The following is a 19,582-nucleotide window of genomic DNA, read 5'->3' as shown; positions in this document are numbered from 1 at the left end:
TGGAATAAAAACTTACGGTTAATACAGAACAACAACATTGATAATCGGATCACCTACTTACCCCATTAGGAACTTCCACTCTTCAACATCCTTACTCTGCAAGTTGAAAATTGTACTGCTATTTTGTATCCGATGCCATTTATTGAGTCAATTTGTACAGTCCGTCCAAAACCAGGGAATTGGGGCTGACGATGCCGATCACCTTTTTGTTTTCGACCACCGGTGCCCGCACCAGATTGTAGTTTGCGAACAACCTCGAGCAATAGCGGATGTCCATGTCCGGATGGACCGAAATGACCGGTTTGGTCATGATTTCATAGACGTTCACCCGCTCCGGGGCTTTGTCTTTGGCCAGCACATGCCGCGCAATATCACCGCAGTTGATCAAAGCGTATTCATCGTCGTCATGACGCTTGTTGACGATCAACACCGACGTCTTCAATGTTTTCATTTTGTTCAAGGCATCCCGCACAGTGGCGATTCCGTCGATCGTACCGAAGTCGGTTTTCATGATGTCCCTGACCCGGATAATAAGGCGATTTTCAATCATATAGTCCCCTCGAGTTCTTGAGTTAATGCTTCCACCTGATGCAGGACGCCGATCGCATCCTCGACATCGATCTGGAAGGCGATGCCGGTGCCGGGTTTGTTGTCGAAATCCGCCACAATGGCAATTTTTTCCAGGATATGCCGGCTGATGTGTTCTTCGACCAGCAACAACAGGACGTCGCGCTGCGCTTCCAGAGTCAGGCCGAAGAAAGTTTTCGATTGCTTCATGCCCTCGCCGCGGGCGTTGCTGATCACGGTTGCGCCCTTGGCTCCGCTGTGGCGGGCGGCATCGAGCACCAGGTCGGTTTTGTCGTCTTCGACGAACGCTATGATGAGTTTGAAATGCATGGATTACCTCACGAATTGGAAGAAAGGCCGCTTTTGTTGAGCCATTGGGCAACTTGCGCATAGCCCAGTACCGAAATGACCGGAAACAAGCTGGCGAAGGCGATCAGACCGAAACCATCCAGAGCGGGGTTTCGGCCGGGCAAAGCGGTGGCCAGCCCCAGACCCAGAGCAGTCACCATGGGGACGGTTACCATGGAGGTCGTAATGCCACCGGAATCAAAAGCCAGGCCGATGATTAACTTAGGAGCGAAGCGCGTCTGTATCATTACGATAATATAACCGCTTATGATGAACCAATAGAGCTCAGAGCCTGTAACAATCCGAAAGGTGCCGAGGGCGATCCCGAACCCGACACCGACCGCAACAGAAATTCTTAACCCCCAAGCCCGAATCGTCCCTCCCGAAATTTGTTCGGCTTTGAGGGCAACAGCCAGAAGCGCCGGCTCGGCCAACGTCGTGGCGAAACCAATACTGGCGGCGAATAGATATACCCAGCGATAAGTCTGCCAGGAAAGGGACTCGTCAAGCGCACTCACACCCAAAAACTCAGGATCAGTCAACTGGGTAGCCATCAAATTTCCCAAAGGGAACAAAGCCATTTCCAGCCCTTCCAGAAAGAAAACAATTCCCAACAGAACATAAATAAAACCAAAGACCACTTTCCTGGGATGCGCCAGCGGCCTTCTGATCACCAGCAATTGAAAGCCGATCACGGTCGCAATAATCGGCAAGATATCCCGGCTGACGACCAGCAATTTGAGGCCAAAATGAACTAACCACTCGGTCATGCCGCCATCCCGTAAATCATGACGAAAATCATCGGCAACAAGGAGGCGAAGATGATTAACCCGAAGCCGTCCGTTATGGGATTGCGGCCTTTGATGACGGTAGCCAGACCGACTCCCAGAGCGGTCACCAGCGGAACGGTGATGCTCGACGTAGCAATGCCGCCCGAATCATAGGCAATGCCAATGATCTCGGACGGAGCAAACTTCGTAATGACGGCGACACAGACATATCCCACGAAAACGGGGTAATGCACCGGCCAGCCGCGGATAATCCTTAATACGCCAATCAAGATGGCCAAGCCGATAGAGAAAGCGACGGTAATACGCAACCCCAGCGCATAACTATCTTTCGCTGCGTCAGTGGCATCGATCAGATGATCCTCACTGGCAATATTCGCCGCTTCCCTGGAGACCGCAATCAGAGCCGGTTCGGCGATGGCCGCGCCAAAACCCAAACAGAAGGCGAAGACCAGCAGCCAGAACAGGCTGCCTTTGCGGGCAAATGCGTAAGCCATGTCTTCACCCAGCGGAAACAGACTTTGCTCGAGTCCCTGGACAAAAAGAGTCAGACCGAGAATTACGAACAGCGAACCCGATATTAACCGCTCCAGATCAGGAACCGGCTGTTTGATCACAAACACTTGAAAGACCAGAACGACGGCAAAAATGGGCACCAGATCCAGGAAACTGCTGAACAGGTATTTGACAAAACGGAAATTCGGCATGAAGCGATCGGTTTCTTTTTCTCGGGACAGTCTGATTGTATCTGAAAAAAGAGCGGCAAATCTACCGGCAGGCGGGTTGAATTAGATCCAGACCGCCCCAAAATTCTTGAACAAGCGCATGGAGAGAAATCCATTCCAGACACTGTCTGAGATTCGCAAGGCTCATGGCCTCAGCGATGGCCGGACGATTTTTCGTCATCGGTTGGCAACATGACCGTGATGGAACCGGTCCGTCTCGACTTTCTGGAATTTTCTTGCGCTCCGGTTGACCCGCCCGGCGCCATCCTCGACAATTTCGCCCCCGATCGAACACCTTTTCAGACTTATTTATGAGAACTGACGTCGTCATTTATACTACCCGCATTTGTCCTTATTGCATCATGGCCAAGCGCTTGCTGGATAAAAAAGGCGCCGGCTATACGGAAATCGACGTCGGGTCGAATCCCGGTCTGAGGGAGGAATTGATACGCAAAACGAAACGCAGGACGGTCCCGCAAATTTACATCGGCGCTCTGCACGTCGGGGGATTCGACGAACTGTATGAGCTGGAGCGTCTCAAGAAACTCGACTCCTTATTGGGAATTGCCCCTCAATAACGAATGTCCGGGCTGCCTGACGCGTCGACGTCATCAGAAACGAAGATTTTGAATGGAACTCTTACGAAAGGGTACTCCCGGCTTTTCGGCTTGACCGGTGCTTCCCGGGCAGTTCCGGATAGCGCTCAAGGTTGTTTAATTTTTCTTTGCGCTCAAAAATCAAACTCGGATTCATCGAAATCATCCAATTGTTCTTTCAGCCGCTTTTTTTCCCAATAAATTTCTATTTTTCTGCGCGCGCTCGCTTTTTTCGCGTCCTTGTCCGCGCCTTCCGCCAAATTCGGAAAATCGGTGTCGTCGGTAAAATCATCGTCGTGATAATCCGAGCCGGAATCCTGCCGAACCGTTGAAACGATGACCGCTTGTTGCTGTGCTTTTGCCATTGAATACTCCTTAAAATTAAGGTTATCAGAATAATCGCAGAGCCCGGAGAGGAAAAATCCGGTAAAAACCCGGATCCATCGCCTCGCCCTGCCGGTTGTTTGAAATAAAACTTCGGTTAACGGATACAATGGCGATTCGGCAAAGCTATTTCAAGGAGGGAAAAATTTCGCCGAATAATCGTACATTTCCGGAAAAAACAGCCGGCTTTTGAACCAATAGCGACAGAAGCCTTCCTTGCCCGGAAAGAAGTGCATTCGAACCTAATGCGTTATCCCAACCCGATTACAGGGTATACAAATCGAAGATGCTTTAGCCTTTTCCGCGAGTGCGGGTCCGCGGCGACGGCTGGGAAGAGGGCTTTTCTTTAGTCGATTCCAACGTTTTGAAACGGTTTTCGATGAATTCGACGATCAATCCGGCGACGTCCTTGCCGCTGGCGGCCTCGATGCCCTTCAGTCCCGGCGATGAATTCACTTCCATGATGACCGGCCCTCGAGTGGAGCGCAGCATGTCCACGCCGCAGACGTTCAGCCCCATGACTTTCGCCGCCCGCACCGCGGTCGAGCGCTCCTCGGGCGTCAGCCGGATCAGCGAGGCGGTGCCGCCGCGGTGCAGATTCGAACGAAATTCGCCCGGCCGGCTCTGCCGCTTCATCGCGGCCACGACCTTGTCGCCGACCACGAAACAGCGAATGTCGCTGCCTTCGGCTTCCTTGATGAATTCCTGCACCATGATATTGGCCTTCAGCCCCATGAACGCCTGAATCACGCTTTCGGCGGCGTTATGAGTTTCGGCGAGCACCACGCCGATCCCCTGCGTGCCTTCCAGCAACTTGATCACCAGCGGCGCGCCGCCCACCTGTTCGATCAGATCAGTGATGTCGTCGGGATTATTGGCAAATCCGGTCACCGGCAGGCCGATGCCTTTTCGGGCCAACAGTTGCGTCGAGCGCAGTTTGTCGCGCGCCCTGGAAATCGCCACCGACTCATTCAACGGCATGACGTTCATCATTTCGAACTGCCGCAGCACCGCCGTTCCGTAAAAAGTCACCGAGGCGCCGATGCGGGGAATGACCGCGTCGAATCCCGTTAAATCCTCGCCCCGGTAATGTATCGACGGATTATGCGAGGTGATGTTCATGTAGCAGCGCAAGACGTCCAGCACCCGCACTTGATGCCCGCGATTTTCCGCCGCCTCAACCAGCCGGGCAGTCGAATACAGTTTGGCATTGCGGGACAGAATGGCGATTTTCATATTCAACGGATTCACAAGCGGTTGGCAATAGTGGGGAGCGCTCGATGCCCTGGGGTCTGAATCGAACCGCATCGCGCGCTCCTGAATTTATTTCCGAAAAAACATGTCCTCGCACGGCGGCAGAAACCTTTCAGAAATCGATGGCATTATACCCGCAAACAGTTTAGACTTCGCTCATACCCTGGCTTAGTTCCTTTTATTTCGCACGAACGAGGTGGACAATGACGGTAAAACAAGACTTCGAAAAACTGATAGAGAAGCTGAAAACCGAACGGGATGAAATCAGCTTGAAGCTTCATCTCGCCTCGATGGAAGCCAAGGAAGAATTTGACGCGGCTGAAAGCCAATGGAGCCAGATCCGGCAGAAAGCGGCCGATATCGCCGACGATACGGTCGAAACCTCCGACGAATACATCGCCAAAGCCAAAATCATCGGAGAGGAACTCAAGGAAGCCTACAGCCGTATCGCCAAGCGTTTGTCATAGGCCGCACTCTATCAACGCCGCCGGAACCTTGTCCGGCGGCGGCTTGAAATCGGCTTTCCAAAAAGGAAAGCCGACCGATTCTCAATCCGTGCCTTCCGCCGCTTTCCGTTTTTCCAGCAGATAATCCAGCCACAGATTCGATAATTTTTCCTGCACCGTATTTTGCCTGAGACGGGCATTCAGATGCGGGAAATCCACTTTGTCCAGATCCTGATCCTGGTTATAGCAGGAATAGACGAAATATTCCTTGCCGCTTTCGGCGTCCACGTGCTTGCACAAGCATTGCGCGCAAATGCCTTTCATCATGCACTGCATCGGCGAATTGATCGAGCCGACCGCATGCTGCACCTTGCCCAGGTACGGCTTCAGGACATCGTAACGGGCATCCTTCACCGCGGCCATCATACGGTCGGAACCGATGACGATCAGATGGTCGACGTCGCTCAGCGAAATCGGCGTATCGCCCAGTTCGCCCTTCGCATAAGCCAGCATGCATTCAAGGATGTTGCCGATGAAGGTCTTGTCCTGCGGACGCGTCGTCTTGAACGGTTCGGCTCCCGGCGTGTTGTCGACCGACCAGATAATGATGTCGGAAGCGGCTTCGATGTCCTCGATCTTGAAAATGTCCCGGCGGTATTTGTAGCCGGCAAAATAAATCACTTTGTTGCCGGCGGCGCGCAGCGCCTTGCCGATCGAGAACAGCACCGCGTTGCCGAGGCCGCCGCCGATCAGCAGCACCGTTTGTCCGGTCGGAATCTCGGTCGGCGTGCCGGTGACGCCCATGATGATCAACGGATCGCCGACCTTCCAGGTCGCGCACAAACGAGAAGACGATCCCATTTCCAGCGCGATCAGCGAGATGGTGCCTTTTTCCTTGTCGACCTCCGCGCCGGTCAACGCCAGTCCTTCGGCGGCCAGAACGGTGCCCTCGACCACCGGAGCAAGCGCTTCGAAATTCTGCACCCGGTAAAACTGGCCCGGATGGAATTTTTCCGCCGCCATCGGCGCTTTCACGACCACTTCGATGATGGTCGGCGTTAGCCGGTTGATGGCCACGATGGTCGCGGTGAAAGCCTCGTCCAGCTTTGCGAACAGCCGTTTCAGCGCGGCGTCGCGCTCGGCCTGAGCGGCGGGATTCAAACTCGCCAGTTCTTTTTCAAACAGTTTGACGACATACGGATAACCGTTTTTCGCGCTGGCCATCGCCTTGACCACGTTGCCGGCATAAACCGGATGGTTGTCGCCATAAAAGCTGATGAATTTGCCGTCTTTTTGATACGAAGTCAACGGCGCCGGCTTGCCGAGCTTGGGCGCGGCTTCATCGTGCATCGGCACCAGTTCGACCTGACCGTCGGTCCATTCCGGCTGGTAACGCTGGAAGAACCATTTGTCCATGACGAACGTATCGGGGTATTCGCTCTGGTAAATCGTATTCGGCGACGTGCCCGCGGCAATGTAGAGATTGCGCAGCGGCACCCGGACGGCGTGGCCCTTGCTGGTCCAGCGGCCGTTTTCCAGCGCCAGCTTGTCGAATTCGACGGCTGAGAGGTGACCGAACTCATCGGGCACGGCAGCGATGGGGCTCATGCCTTCGGCCAGCGCAATGCCTTCTTCCAGCGCTTCGGAAATTTCCTCGTGGTTTTGCCGGTAGGCCGGCGCATCGTGCATGCCTTTCCGGTAAAACAGCGTAACGCCGCCCCATTTTTCGACCAGAGGCTGAAAATTCGGCTGTTCGCCCGCGGCCTCGGCGCGTTTGCGCTCGGCCCGAATCTCGCGGCCGTGCCTCAGAAACTCCTCCAGAATGATCTGTTCTTCCCGGTCGTAGCGATTGCGCACGGCGGCTTCTCCGTAAACCGCCGCCAGCGTTTCGTAGCGGTTCAGGATCTTTTCGACCTGCACCGGATAATACGCCATCAATTCGGTCGCGGTATCGATCGCGGTCAGACCGCCGCCGATGACTCCGGCCGGCAGGCGCACCTGCAGATTGGCCAGCGACGACGATTTGGCCGCGCCGGTCAATTGCAGCGCCATCAGGAAATCGGACGCCTTGCGGATGCCGCGCAGCAGATTGTTTTTCAGATCGATGATGGTCGGCTTGCCCGCGCCGGAGGCGATACAGATGTGATCGAAACCCAGCGCCCAGGCGTCCTCGATCGTGACCGTGCCGCCGAAACGCACGCCTCCATAGGCGCGGAAGGAGGCGCGGCGCAGCAGCGTCAGATAAATGACCTTCAGGAAATTTTTGTCCCAGCGAACGGTGATGCCGTACTCGGCGACGCCGCCGAACCCGGCCAGCACGCGCTGGTCGAGATCTTCGTAGAGTTCCCTGAAATCGGCGATCGGCATCGGCAGGCTTTCCGCATCGCCGGTCAAAGCCGACGGCAACGGCTCGAGCTTCAGGCCGTCGATGCCGGCGACGCCGAAGCCTTCGTTCAACAGATAGTGGCTCATCGTGTAGCCGGCGGGACCCAGGCCGACCACCAACACGTTCTTGCCGTTGTAAGGCAGCATGACCGGCCGCTTGACGTTCAGGGGATTCCAGCGGGTCAACAGACTGTAAATTTCGAAACCGTACGGCATGAACAAAACGTCGGTCAGCACGTTGGTCTCGATCTGCGGAATGTTGACCGGATCGGTCTTCTGATAGATGCAGCCCTTCATGCAGTCGTTGCAGATCCGGTGACCGGTGCCGGGGCACATCGGATTGTCGACGATGACGATCGCCAGCGCGCCGATGTTGTCGCCGTTCCGTTTGACCAGGTGCATTTCGGAAATCTTTTCGTCGAGCGGGCAACCGGTCGTGGTCACGCCCAGCGGGTCGACTTTGAAGGTATTGGTTTTCTTGTTGCGCATGCCTTTCGAGCAGGAGTCGGTGTCGCGCTCGTGGCAGTAAATGCAATGGTCGACCTCGGACAACACTTCGCGCTGATTGAAGCGCGGGTCGGTCAATTTGAACCCGTCGCGGCGGCGCCGGTGCGCCAGCTCGCCCATCCACGCGGTGAATTCGCCCTTGTCGACGGTGTCGTGTTCGACCAGATGATCGAAATCGCGCTTTTCGGGAAACTTGAAACTGAGCCAGTGGTCTGCGATCTCGGGATTGTGCTGAGCAACGAAGCTCCAGCGCTGGACCAGATCCATCAGGCCATTGACGAAACCGGCCATATCCGGCGCCGCGATGACGTCGGCCAGCTCGGACGAGGCTTCCGCATGATCGGACAATCGGCTGCGCAGACTCGCCGCCGCCTCGTCGGCGTTCGGATAAGTGCCTTCCTTGCCTTTGGCGATCGCCTTGTAGTGCGCCGCCAGCAATCCTACGGCCGCGCCGGCGCGAGCCACCCGACGCTCGGCGTCGCTGTCCCGGTCCGCTTCCGGAAAAGCGGCCGCAATCAGCAAATCGAAACGACGCTGGATCGCCGCGGCATCCCAATCGGCGATGGACTGATCCTTGAACGCCAGATTCAACTTGCCGACCACTTCGTTCTTGTAGGTAAAAATGGTCTCGAATTCTTCCCTGATTTTCGCAGCCTGCACCTGATGCTCGCCTTCCACCTTGAACAGCCGGGCGACGAACTGGCCGACATAGGGCCCCATTTTTACCATCAGATCGGAAATCGCTTCCGCCGACATGCCTTCGCCCTGGCACTGGCGATAAGCGGCAAACTTGTCAAAAAGCTCAACGTCATGCTTTTTTACTGAAGCATCGAACACATCCATTAAATCTTTCAGACGTGCGGCATCGTATAAATCCGGATAGCTAAAGCCGGGAATTCCAAGCGTAAGGTTGTATTGATCCATAGTATCTAGTTCGATTAGCTCAAGACAGCGCAAACAGACCTAAAACGGGGTTATTTACACTTATGAGAATTGCTGAAGAGGAAAAATTTAACCGTTTATTGTAATAAAATCCGGTTGACTTTTCCATAGCTAATCTTATCGCCTCCTAAGATCGATACGGCCCGTGTCCGTTCGCCGACTCAGCGGCTTGGCAGCAACAAACACCAGCAGCACACCGGCCGCCAGGATCAACGCCAATATCGGCAACGCCGTTTTGAAGTCGCCGGTCGCGGTCTTTAGCCAGGCCACGAAATACGGCCCGGCAAATCCGCCGAGATTGCCGACCGAATTGATCAAGGCCAGGCCCGACGCACGGGCCGCGCCGTCTTTCAGCAACGCATGGGGCAGGGTCCAGAACGGCGCCAGAATGCTCCAGATGCCGGCGGCCGCCACCGTAATCGCGATCAGCGCCCATACGGGCGACTGAAGATGGGGGCTCAGTGCGAACGCGGCCGCCGCCGTCCAGCCGCAGAGCACGATGTGCCAGCGGCGCTCGGAAGTCCGGTCGGAATGCGCGCCGACCACCACCATCGCGATCACCGTGACCAGATACGGCAGCCCGGTGAGCAACGCGGTGCGCACGTTGTCGAGCCCCGACCAGCTCTTGATCAATTGCGGCAGCCATAGGCTGATGCTGTAATAATTGACGACCACGGCAAAATACAGCAAGGCCAGCAGCCAGACTTTCGGATGCAGCAGCGCCTGTTTCAGCTCCGAGGCATGAGCATGGGAAGCCGACTTTTGCTCGGCCGCCAGCGTGCGCTCAAGCCAGGCTTTTTCTTCCTCGCTGAGCCAGGACGCATGCGCCGGCCGATCGGTCAACCAGAAATACAAAACGACGCCGAAGACAACCGAGGGAATGCCTTCGACCAGAAACAGCCATTGCCAGCCCTGCCAGCCCATAAACCCATCCACGCTCAGCAACAAGCCGGCGAGGGGAGCGCCGATCAGGCCCGAGGCCGCGGTCGCGGTAATCAGCACGGCGCCGAATTTGGCCCGGACCGGCGCCGGAAACCAGTAGCTGAAATAAAGAATCAAGCCCGGGAACGATCCGGCTTCGGCGATGCCCAACAAAAACCGCAGGATATAAAAATCGCGCGGCGTTTCTATGAACACCATCGCGCTGGAAATCAGCCCCCAGGTGATCATGATCCGCGTCAGCCAGATTTTGGCGCCGACTTTTTCCAGAATCAGATTGCTCGGAATCTCGAACAGGGTATAACCGATAAAAAAAATGCCGGCACCGAGCCCGTAAACGGTATCGCTGAACCGAAGCGCTTCCTTCATCTGCAACTGGGCGAAACCGATGTTCATGCGGTCGAGATAGGCCAGAATATAGATAAGATACAGCGGCGGCAGCAAACGCCAGGCCAGTTTGCGGTACAAGGAGGTTGCGTTCACGGGCATCGGAATTCGGACGGGAAACAGGAAAGAGAAAGGATTATAAAAGGTTGCGGAGAATCGGGCTAACGGTACGCCGGTTTAACCGTTCCAAAGATAACGAACGCTTCCGGAATCCGTGACTTTTTCAGCGGAACGAGGCGTGCACTCAGCAGCATTCAAGCGGAAGCGCCGCCGCTTGCAGTGATTTTTTTCATCCCAAGATGATACGGTTTACGTTAAAATGCCTTTTTCAATTCTGACGAGACGGAATTATGTTGAAACCCTTTTTTGCCGCCGTTGCGGCGGCGTGCCTGCTCAGCGCTTGCGCCGTCAGCCCTACCGGCAGAAAACAACTGATTTTGATGTCCGACGCGCAAGTCGACCAGATGGGCCTGCAGGCATTCGATACGCTGAAGAAAGACAAACCTCTCAGCACGAACGCCCGCTACAATGAAATCGCCCGGTGCATAGCCGGCAACATCACTCAAATAACAGGCGGCAACTGGGAAGTGGTTGTTTTCGAGGATTCCTCCTACAATGCCTTCGCCTTGCCCGGCAATAAAATCGGCGTGTACAGCGGCATGTTCAACCTGGTGGAGAATCAGGACCAGTTGGCTGCCGTGATCGGCCATGAAATCGGCCACGTCCTGGCCAAGCACAGCAATGAACGGGCATCTCAGGAAATGGCGGTCAGTTCGGGGATGGCGCTGATTCAGGCGATGAGCACGCCCACCTCGACGCTGGGGCAAACCGCGTTCGGTCTGCTCGGGCTCGGCGCCGAGTACGGCGTGTTGATGCCCTACAGCCGCTTGCAGGAAAGCGAGGCGGACATTATCGGCCTCGATCTGATGGCGAAAGCCGGATTCGATCCCCGGCAGAGCATCAATCTGTGGCAAAGAATGGAACAGGCGATGCAGGGACGGCAGCCTGTCGAATTCCTGTCGACGCACCCTTCGCACGCGACTCGGGAACAGGATCTGCAGCAACACATGCCGCAAGCCATGCAACTCTTCCAGCAAGCCCAGGCCATGGGCCGCCAACCGCGCTGCCAATAAACGATGACGCCACGTTTAAAACTGCTGCAACCTTACCCGTTCGAAAAACTGGCGCAGCTCAAGCAGGGAATCGCCGCGCCCGCCGGCAAATCGCCCATCGTACTGTCGATCGGAGAGCCTGCGCACGCGACGCCGCACGTGATTCAGGAAGCCTTGCTGACCCATCTGCACGGGCTGTCCAATTACCCCACGACCAAGGGTCTGCCCAAGCTCAGACAGGCGATCGGCGACTGGCTGACGAACCGTTTTCGGCTGCCGGCCGGCCTGATCGACGCCGAGCGTCAGATTCTGCCGGTCAGCGGCACCCGGGAAGCGCTGTTTTCGTTTGCTCAATGCGTGGTCGATCCGTCTGCCGGGGAGCGCCCCGTGGTGATCATGCCGAATCCCTTTTACCAGATTTACGAAGGCGCGGCGCTTCTGGCGGGAGCGGAACCCTATTTTTTGAATACGCCGGCAAGCAATTCGTATCTGCCCGATTTCGGCTCGGTGCCGGAATCCGTCTGGCGCCGCTGCCAGTTGATTTACATCTGCTCGCCGGGAAATCCGAGCGGCGCGGTCATGCCGGTCGCCGCCCACGAGCAACTGCTCCGGCTCGCCGAGCGGCATGATTTCGTCATCGCCTCCGACGAATGCTACAGCGAGCTTTACGACGACGAAAACAACCCGCCGCCGGGCCTTCTGGAAACCGCCTGCCGCCTCGGCAACACCGAATTCAAACGCTGCGTCGTGTTCCATAGCCTGTCCAAGCGCTCCAATGCGCCGGGATTGCGCTCGGGCTTCGTCGCGGGCGACGCGTCGATTCTGAACGATTATCTGCTGTACCGGACTTATCACGGCTGCGCGATGCCGGTGCCGACCCAGCACGCCAGCATTCAGGCCTGGCAAGACGAGCGCCACGTGCGCGAAAACCGGCGGCTTTATCGGGAAAAGTTCGATGCTGTCATCGATATTCTCGGCGAGGTCTGCGACGTCGCCAAACCGCCCGCCGGTTTTTATGTCTGGCTGAAAACTCCGGTTTCGGAAATCGAATTTGCCCGGCAATTGTATGCCCGGGAAAATGTGACCGTATTGCCGGGCAGCTTTCTTTCGCGCGAATTCAATGGGCTCGATCCCGGCGTCAACCATGTGCGTATCGCGCTGGTCGCGCCGCTTCAGGAATGCGTCGAAGCCGCGCGAAGGATCAAAAATTTCTTAAACACGCTATAAAACCGACATGAAAAAACTTGAAGACATCATCAACGCGGCGTTCGAACAGCGCGCGGACATCACCCCCGCCAACGTCTCCCAGGAAATCCGCGGCGCCGTCCAGGAATGCCTCAATCTGCTCGACAGCGGCAAGGCCCGGGTCGCGGAAAAAATCGACGGCGACTGGGTAACCCATCAATGGCTGAAAAAAGCCGTATTATTGTCGTTCAGAATCAATGAAAATCGCCTGATGGACGGCGGCAACACCCGTTACTACGACAAGGTCGAATGCAAGTTCGCCAGCTACAGCGAAGAGGACTTCGCCAAGGCCGGCGTCCGGGTCGTGCCCAACGCCGTGGCCCGGCGCGGCTCCTATATCGCGCCCGGAGCGATCCTGATGCCTTCTTACGTGAACATCGGCGCCTATGTCGACAGCGGTACCATGGTCGATACCTGGGTCACGGTCGGCTCCTGCGCGCAAATCGGTAAAAACGTGCATCTTTCCGGCGGCGTCGGCATCGGCGGGGTTCTGGAACCCTTGCAGGCCGGCCCGACGATCATCGGCGACAATTGTTTTATCGGCGCCCGCTCGGAAATCGTCGAAGGCGTCGTCGTCGAAGACGGCTGCGTCATTTCGATGGGGGTCTACATCGGCCAGAGCACCAAAATCTATAACCGCATGACCGGCGAAATCACTTACGGACGCATTCCGGCCGGCTCGGTCGTGGTCTCCGGCAATCTGCCTTCCGCGGACGGAAAATACAGCCTGTACTGCGCCGTCATCATCAAACAGGTCGACGAAAAAACGCGCAGTAAAACCGGCATTAACGAACTGCTGCGGGATTAATGGTCTAAGGAAAAATACGGCCGCAGGGAGGCGGTCTTAACCCGGGGCATTGACCGAAACGCCGTCTTGCCTGCTTGTCAACCATGAGCAGGCGAGATTGAACCAAGGACAAGACGCCTCTTCAGTCATTAAAGCAATGCGCCACACTCCGGCCCGGCCTTCATCACCATAACCCAATTTCAAGCCGAATCCATCATGAGCATCAACCTTTCCAACAACGCCGTCATTTACGCAATGCTGTCCTTGAACAGCGAAATTTCCTTGCAGAAGGACTATCTCGACTCCGGCGACGTGCCGGGGGAGGAGCGCGACAACGAAGAAAGCATTCTGGAAGACCTGGAACAGGCCTTCATGGAATTCATCGATTTGTACAAATCCCGTCTCAAGGCGGACAAATCCCTGCCCAGCCTGGACGAATTGCTCAACAGCCAGTTATAAACGTCATTCATGATCACCCTCTACGGCATCAAAAATTGCGACACGTGCAAAAAGGCCCAGAAGTGGCTGGAGCAGAACGGCATCGCCTGCCGTTTGCATGATTACCGCAGCGACGGCTTGACGTCCGAGTTGCTTAACCGTTTTGCCGACCGACTCGGCTGGGAAAACCTGCTGAACCGCAGCAGCACCAGTTGGCGGCAACTGACCGAAGAGCAGCGGGCCGATCCGGACCGGGACAAAGCCTGCCGTCTGATGCTGGCGACGCCCACGCTGATCAAGCGCCCGATCCTCGACACCGGCACCGAGTTGATGATCGGCTTCAAGGCCGACCGATACGCCGCCCTCTTTTCCGGACCCACGCCCGCGACTTCAACCTTGCCGCCGAAAAACGGATGATGACGAAAACTTTGGAACTTCTGCAGGACCTGATACGGCGCGAGTCGGTCACTCCCGACGACGCCGGATGTCAGGACGTGCTCGCTGCCCGGCTCACTCCCTTGGGCTTTACCGAAGAGCGCCTGGATTTTGCCGATACCCGCAACCTCTGGCTCAGGCGGGGCCGGGCAAAGCCGCTGTTCGTTTTTCTCGGCCATACCGACGTGGTTCCCACCGGCCCGTTAAATCATTGGGCGTCTCCGCCTTTCGAACCCACGGTTCGCGACGGCAAGCTCTACGGCCGCGGCGCCGCCGACATGAAAGGAGGCATCGCCGCCTTCATCACCGCCGTGGAGCGTTTCATCGCCGCCTATCCCGGCCATCGCGGCTCCATTGCGGTGCTGATGACCAGCGACGAGGAAGGCATCGCCACGCACGGCGTCGTGAAAGTCGTCGAAGTGCTGGAAGCGCGGAATGAAAAAATCGACTGGTGCCTGGTCGGCGAACCTTCGAGCGACCGGCGGATCGGGGACGTGATCCGGGTCGGCCGCCGCGGCTCGCTGTGCGCGAAACTGACCGTCTCCGGCATTCAGGGCCATGTCGCCTATCCCGAGCTTGCCGAGAATCCGATTCATGCGTTCGCTCCGGCATTAAAGGAACTGACCGAGGAAATCTGGGACCGGGGCAACCGTTTCTTTCCGCCGACCAGTCTGCAGGTATCGAACATTCATGCCGGCACCGGCGCGGAAAACATCATTCCCGGCTCCCTGGAGGCATTGTTCAACCTGCGCTTTTGCACCGAACTGGACGAAGAAACCATCAAGCGGCGCACTCGGGCCATTCTCGATAAACACGGCTTCGACTACGAGCTTCAATGGCGTCTGTCCGGCAATCCCTTTCTTACCGAAAAAGGCCCTCTGATCGATGCCGCCCACGGCGCCATCGAAAAAGTGACGGGCTACCGCCCGAAAGACGATACCGGCGGCGGCACGTCGGATGGGCGCTTCGTTGCTCCGACCGGCGCCGAAGTGATCGAGCTCGGCCCCATCAATGAAAGCATCCATAAAATCAACGAGCATATCGCGCTGGAGGATCTCGAGATTTTAAGCTCGATCTATGAAAACGTGCTGATCAATCTGCTCGCATAACCGTACGGATGGCCTTCAGGCGCGGCCTGGCCCCGGACCCGCAATCTCTTCCGGATGGGATCTTCCCCAAACCGGAAACCGGTCCGGCAGGGGCTTTAGCCAACGGCGCCTGTTCCCTCATTCTTTCCCCGTCTTTTTCCTCGCACGCATCCCGCATCCTGCCTGCTGGAAAACGCCGAAATCTCTACTATCATTAAGAATCATGTCCGGAAAGTTGACATCGGTCACAGAAATTTTGAATTGTTTTTGCTTATTGCTCGCTTCCGTCTTCATACGCGGCCGATAAAAGGCGGCAAGTCTTTGTCCATGTTTCAGATCAGGAGAAGAACCAGGAGGCGAATTAACGTTTCATGTTGTACATCCGCTTTTTTCCACCTTCTCTTTTCAGCTATTCGAATGACGGAATTCTTTCATGTCGTTCAAGGACGGCAATGACCTTATCCTCATCCCAGCCGGTTACAAGTCAAAAGCATCGATAATGGCAAAGCGGAACTCAGTTAACAGCCGGCGTGCAAAACTCGTTCTTTTGGTTCTGGATTTTACTTTAGCCTTGGGTTACTCCGCCGGCTCTTACGGAGCCGACGACGATCAGCAAATCTTTGAAATGCCGCTCGAGGAACTGCTGAATCTGGACGTCACCACGGCGTCCAAGTTTCCTCAAAAGAAGATGGATGCGCCGTCCGCGGTGACCGTCATCACCGCCAAAGACATCAGGGATTTCGGCTATCTTACCCTGGCCGACGTCATCCGCAGCATCCGCGGCACCTATACCACCTATGACCGGGCTTACGAATATTTCGGCGCCCGGGGGTTCAGCCGGTCGGGCGATTACAATTCCCGTTTGCTGCTGATGATCGACGGGCGGCGGGTCAACGACAGCATTTACGACGGCGCCAGCATCGGCACCGACGGACTCATCGATCTGGAAGACGTGGAACGGATCGAGTTCGTTCCGGGTTCCGGCTCATCGATTTACGGCAGCAACGCCTTGTTCGGCGTCATGAACGTGATCACCAAGCAGGGCAGGGATCTACAGGGCGCGGCCCTGTCCGGAGGCTTCGGCAGTTTCGGCATGGACCGTGAAAAAGCCAGCGCCGGCTATCGCTTCGAAAACGGCGTCGAATCCATTCTCTCCGTTTCACGCTACCGCAGCGATGGTCACAAGTCCCTTTATTTTCCCGAAATCGATGCCGCCGGTCCTTCCGACGGCATCGCCCATTACCAGGACGGAGATAAAGTCGACCGCTATTTCGGAAAGATCAATTACAAAGGGTTCACGCTCGAAGGCATCTATTCCGACCGTACCAAAAACCTTCCCATTGCCGTTTACAACAGTACATTCGATGCCAATGAAACCTACCGGGACAGAAACGCTTTCATCGAAGCCCGCTACGAAGATCAAATGACGGAAGCCATGGATCTGACCGCCCGACTTTTTTACGGCGCTTACGACTTTGACGCCGTGTACCCTTTCGGCGCTACTCATAATTACGAAATGGAACGCAGCCAATGGGCCGGAGCCGAAGTCAAAAGCGTGATGGATCTCGGCTCCCACAAGCTGGTGCTCGGCGGCGAATATCAAAAGAATTTCAACGTCATTCTGCAAAACTATAACGACGATCCTTATTTCAATTTTCTCGATGCCGAAGTGACGAGTTCCCGCTATGGCATTTATCTACAGGATAATGTGTCGTTTTGGGATTATTTCACTCTGAACGCCGGCGTCCGCTACGACTATTACAGCGTTTCCGGCGATACCGTCAATCCCCGCATCGCTCTGATTTACAAACCGGCCGACTCCCTGGCGTTAAAAATGCTCTACGGCACCGCCTTCCGGGCGCCCAATCTGTACGAGAAATATTACCATCTGGCCAATGTGCAAAAATCGCCGGTTACTCTGGATCCCGAGAAAACTCGATCCTTCGAATTCATTGCCGAATACCAGCCGATGGGCAATCTGCGCCTGATCGGAACGGCGTTTCACAACAACATCAGAAACCTGATCAATTTAGTCAACGATCCGAAGGACAATTTGCTGGTCTATACCAATTACGGCGATATCGACATGGACGGCTTTGAATTCGAGGGGGATTATCTGTGGGACAGCGGCGTGCGTTTGCGCGGCAGCTATACCTTTACCTACGCGATGGACGATTTGCAGGGCTGCTGGCTGAGCAACTCGCCGCGTCATCTCGGCAAATTGAATTTATCGATGCCGGTCTGGCTGGATAAAATCAGACTCGGCGTCGAATGGCAATATGTCGGGGAACGTAAAACAAAAAGCGAATTACGCGCTTCGGATTATCAGGTCACCAATTTAACGATGACCGCCGCCCGGCTGGCGCCCGGCTTCGAGCTGTCGGCTTCTCTCTACAATCTGTTCGACAGCCGTTACGAGCATCCCGCCGGCGATGAAACGCGGATCAATACCGTCCCGCAGGACGGCCGCAATTTCCGGTTGTGGTTCACCTACCGCTTTCAATAGCTTTTACAGAGGCGTTTTCCTGCCGCAGAGAGGCCAATGAAATCGTTCTTGTCAAAAATGGCTGGATCTTGCCGCCTATCGTACGCCGTTCTTTCATAATCCTGGGATAAGGCGCTCAAATTTCCTTGCCAAACCCATCGCCCCATAGGATGATGTGATTTTTGATTTGGCCTGTTCCCGATGCCTTTCCAAACCGCAGCGTCCTTTCCCAATCGGCTGCTCGCGCAATATTCGAGCCAGTTGGAGCAACAACAACGCATGCTCGACCGAATCCGCGGGGTATTGCCGCCTCCCTTGTCCCGGCATGTTTTTCATTGTGTAAAAAATGACAAAAAATTGCTGATTTATACCGATTCGGCGGCATGGGCTTCCCAGATCCGATTCTATAACAATGACTTATTGACGGCCATTGCCTCGACGGATGAACCTGCGGCAGAAAGTTTGCAGATTCGCATTCTTGCGGACCGGTTCGACCCTGAAAAAAAGAGCATTGAAAAACCGCATGTTCCATCGCCGGAAAACATCCTGTTAATCCGAAACCACAGCGAAAATATTGCCGACGAGGAATTGAAACGGGCGCTGCAAAAATTAAGCGCGACCCTGGCCAGGCTGTAAAGCCCCGCTGTCTCCCTGGATACCCGCCGCCCGATACACGAATTTTGGGCGCGCTTTTTGACAGGCAGAACGCTGAGGTGTATGACAGGAAACCCGAAGGTGAAAGGAAAGAGGTGAATCCCCAGCCCCGCTGACTCCGTGCCGGGGAAAATCGAACCGGATCTTAGGCCGCCGGCCGCGGCGACACGGCTGAACGCATAAACGAAATGGGCGCCTCTTCTTCATTGGAAAAAGTAATCATTTCCCAGGCGTCCCTTTCGTTCAACAAGGTCCGGAGAAGTTGATTGTTCAGGCCATGCCCCGATTTATAGCCGGTGAACTCGCCGATCAGACTGTGCCCCAGAAGGTATAAGTCTCCGATTGCATCAAGAATCTTGTGCTTGACGAATTCGTCGGCATAGCGCAGGCCGTCTTCATTCAGAATCTTGTCTTCATCGACAACAATGGCGTTGTCCAGGCTCCCGCCCAGAGCCAGGTTGTTTTGCCGCAGCATGTCGATATCCTTCATAAAACCGAAAGTCCGTGCCCGGCTGACTTCCTTCACGAACGTGGTGGAAGAAAAATCCATGGTGGCGGTTTTGACGTGTTTTTTGAAAGCCGGATGTTCGAAATCGATCGTGAAGGTGACTTTGAATCCGTCGAACGGATCGAAAGCCGCCCATTTGTCTCCGTCTTCCACCCGAATACTGCGCTTGATGCGAATGTATTCCTTCGGGCAGTCCTGTTCTTCGACCCCGGCCGATTGCAGTAAAAACACGAAAGGCCCGGCGCTGCCGTCCATAATGGGAACTTCGGCCGCGCTGACGTCGATAATCGCATTGTCGATGCCGAGACCGGCAAAAGCCGAAAGCAGGTGTTCGATCGTGGAGATTTTGACGTTGCCCGAAACCAGCGTGGTTGAGAGCACCGTTTCGCCGACGTTGACAGGAGAAGCTTGAATGGTGACCGGTTCGGGCAAATCCACCCGGCGGAAACGAATGCCGGTGTTGGGTTCGGCAGGACGTAACGTTAAATACACTTTCTCGCCGGTATGCAGGCCTACGCCTGTGGCTCTGATGGTATTTTTTAAAGTTCGTTGTTTGATCATA

General features: G+C 55.6%; 19 protein-coding genes. 10 read left to right on the top strand and 9 right to left on the bottom strand.

The window, feature by feature from the left end; translation table 11 throughout:
• Positions 1–139: 139 nt before the first annotated feature.
• The 4 genes from A3OW_RS0117865 to A3OW_RS0117850 are packed head-to-tail and all read right to left on the bottom strand — an operon-like array spanning position 140 to position 2,410.
• Complete coding sequence (locus tag A3OW_RS0117865; RefSeq protein ID WP_020564822.1) at positions 140–550, bottom strand: CBS domain-containing protein; 411 nt, start codon at positions 548–550, stop codon at positions 140–142.
• Positions 547–897, bottom strand: a complete 351-nt coding sequence (locus tag A3OW_RS0117860) for a P-II family nitrogen regulator (protein ID WP_020564821.1) — start codon at positions 895–897, stop codon at positions 547–549. Before A3OW_RS0117860 ends, A3OW_RS0117865 begins: the two co-directional genes overlap by 4 nt.
• 8 nt (positions 898–905) lie before the next feature.
• Positions 906–1,685, bottom strand: a complete 780-nt coding sequence (locus A3OW_RS0117855; RefSeq protein WP_020564820.1) for a DUF1538 domain-containing protein — start codon at positions 1,683–1,685, stop codon at positions 906–908.
• Positions 1,682–2,410, bottom strand: coding sequence for a DUF1538 domain-containing protein (locus A3OW_RS0117850; protein ID WP_020564819.1), 729 nt, complete (start codon positions 2,408–2,410; stop codon positions 1,682–1,684). The genes A3OW_RS0117855 and A3OW_RS0117850 overlap by 4 nt, the downstream gene beginning before the upstream one ends.
• Before the next feature lie 329 nt (positions 2,411–2,739).
• On the opposite strand from A3OW_RS0117850, the gene grxC reads away from it, so the two are divergent.
• Complete coding sequence (grxC, locus tag A3OW_RS0117840) at positions 2,740–3,006, top strand: glutaredoxin 3 (RefSeq protein ID WP_020564817.1); 267 nt, start codon at positions 2,740–2,742, stop codon at positions 3,004–3,006.
• 152 nt (positions 3,007–3,158) lie between these two features.
• Here the strand turns inward: grxC and A3OW_RS0117835 are convergent, their stop codons facing one another.
• Positions 3,159–3,389 (bottom strand): PA3496 family putative envelope integrity protein, encoded by a 231-nt coding sequence (locus tag A3OW_RS0117835; RefSeq protein ID WP_020564816.1) that lies wholly within the window; start codon positions 3,387–3,389, stop codon positions 3,159–3,161.
• Positions 3,390–3,699: 310 nt separating this feature from the next.
• Positions 3,700–4,644 (bottom strand): 30S ribosomal protein S6--L-glutamate ligase, encoded by a 945-nt coding sequence (gene rimK, locus A3OW_RS0117825; RefSeq protein ID WP_020564814.1) that lies wholly within the window; start codon positions 4,642–4,644, stop codon positions 3,700–3,702.
• A 221-nt stretch (positions 4,645–4,865) separates the two neighbouring features.
• Between rimK and A3OW_RS0117820 the strand changes: the two genes are divergently transcribed.
• On the top strand, positions 4,866–5,129 hold the full coding sequence (locus A3OW_RS0117820; protein WP_020564813.1) for a hypothetical protein: 264 nt from the start codon (positions 4,866–4,868) through the stop codon (positions 5,127–5,129).
• 81 nt (positions 5,130–5,210) lie between these two features.
• Here A3OW_RS0117820 and A3OW_RS0117815 read toward each other — a convergent pair whose 3' ends face one another.
• Together A3OW_RS0117815 and A3OW_RS0117810 are read right to left on the bottom strand one after the other, a co-directional pair.
• Positions 5,211–8,924 (bottom strand): FAD-dependent oxidoreductase, encoded by a 3,714-nt coding sequence (locus A3OW_RS0117815; RefSeq protein ID WP_020564812.1) that lies wholly within the window; start codon positions 8,922–8,924, stop codon positions 5,211–5,213.
• Between the two features lie 135 nt (positions 8,925–9,059).
• Positions 9,060–10,370: an MFS transporter gene (locus A3OW_RS0117810; protein ID WP_020564811.1), complete on the bottom strand. Its 1,311-nt coding sequence runs from the start codon at positions 10,368–10,370 to the stop codon at positions 9,060–9,062.
• 248 nt (positions 10,371–10,618) lie between these two features.
• Here A3OW_RS0117810 and A3OW_RS0117805 point away from each other — a divergent pair, with 248 nt between their 5' ends.
• The 8 genes from A3OW_RS0117805 (at position 10,619) to A3OW_RS0117765 (ending at position 18,494) form a co-directional block, all read left to right on the top strand.
• A complete protein-coding gene (locus A3OW_RS0117805) occupies positions 10,619–11,401 on the top strand; it encodes a M48 family metallopeptidase (RefSeq protein WP_020564810.1) in 783 nt (260 codons plus the stop codon).
• 3 nt (positions 11,402–11,404) lie between these two features.
• Positions 11,405–12,607 carry a succinyldiaminopimelate transaminase gene (gene dapC, locus A3OW_RS0117800; protein WP_020564809.1) on the top strand — a complete coding sequence of 401 codons (1,203 nt, stop codon included), beginning with the start codon at positions 11,405–11,407 and terminating at the stop codon, positions 12,605–12,607.
• Between the two features lie 7 nt (positions 12,608–12,614).
• Entirely contained in the window at positions 12,615–13,433 is an 819-nt protein-coding gene (gene dapD, locus A3OW_RS0117795; protein ID WP_020564808.1) for a 2,3,4,5-tetrahydropyridine-2,6-dicarboxylate N-succinyltransferase, read from the top strand.
• A 195-nt stretch (positions 13,434–13,628) separates the two neighbouring features.
• Positions 13,629–13,871 carry a hypothetical protein gene (locus A3OW_RS0117790; RefSeq protein WP_020564807.1) on the top strand — a complete coding sequence of 81 codons (243 nt, stop codon included), beginning with the start codon at positions 13,629–13,631 and terminating at the stop codon, positions 13,869–13,871.
• Positions 13,872–13,880: 9 nt separating this feature from the next.
• Positions 13,881–14,267, top strand: a complete 387-nt coding sequence (locus tag A3OW_RS0117785; protein ID WP_020564806.1) for an ArsC family reductase — start codon at positions 13,881–13,883, stop codon at positions 14,265–14,267.
• On the top strand, positions 14,267–15,394 hold the full coding sequence (gene dapE / locus A3OW_RS0117780) for a succinyl-diaminopimelate desuccinylase (protein WP_026223705.1): 1,128 nt from the start codon (positions 14,267–14,269) through the stop codon (positions 15,392–15,394). Before A3OW_RS0117785 ends, dapE begins: the two co-directional genes overlap by 1 nt.
• A 550-nt stretch (positions 15,395–15,944) precedes the next feature.
• Entirely contained in the window at positions 15,945–17,879 is a 1,935-nt protein-coding gene (locus A3OW_RS25410) for a TonB-dependent receptor plug domain-containing protein (protein WP_033412823.1), read from the top strand.
• A 180-nt stretch (positions 17,880–18,059) separates the two neighbouring features.
• The gene (locus tag A3OW_RS0117765) at positions 18,060–18,494 is read left to right on the top strand and encodes a DciA family protein (protein WP_020564802.1); all 435 of its coding nucleotides are present in this window, start codon (positions 18,060–18,062) and stop codon (positions 18,492–18,494) included.
• A gap of 163 nt (positions 18,495–18,657) precedes the next feature.
• Here A3OW_RS0117765 and lpxC read toward each other — a convergent pair whose 3' ends face one another.
• Entirely contained in the window at positions 18,658–19,581 is a 924-nt protein-coding gene (lpxC, locus tag A3OW_RS0117760) for a UDP-3-O-acyl-N-acetylglucosamine deacetylase (protein ID WP_020564801.1), read from the bottom strand.
• Position 19,582: the final 1 nt, after the last annotated feature.

Source organism: Methylosarcina fibrata AML-C10 (genome assembly GCF_000372865.1).
GTDB classification, from domain to species: Bacteria; Pseudomonadota; Gammaproteobacteria; order Methylococcales; family Methylomonadaceae; genus Methylosarcina; species Methylosarcina fibrata.
The sequence above is the reverse complement of the archived record's forward strand: the minus strand, read 5'-3'. Positions and strand labels throughout refer to the sequence as shown.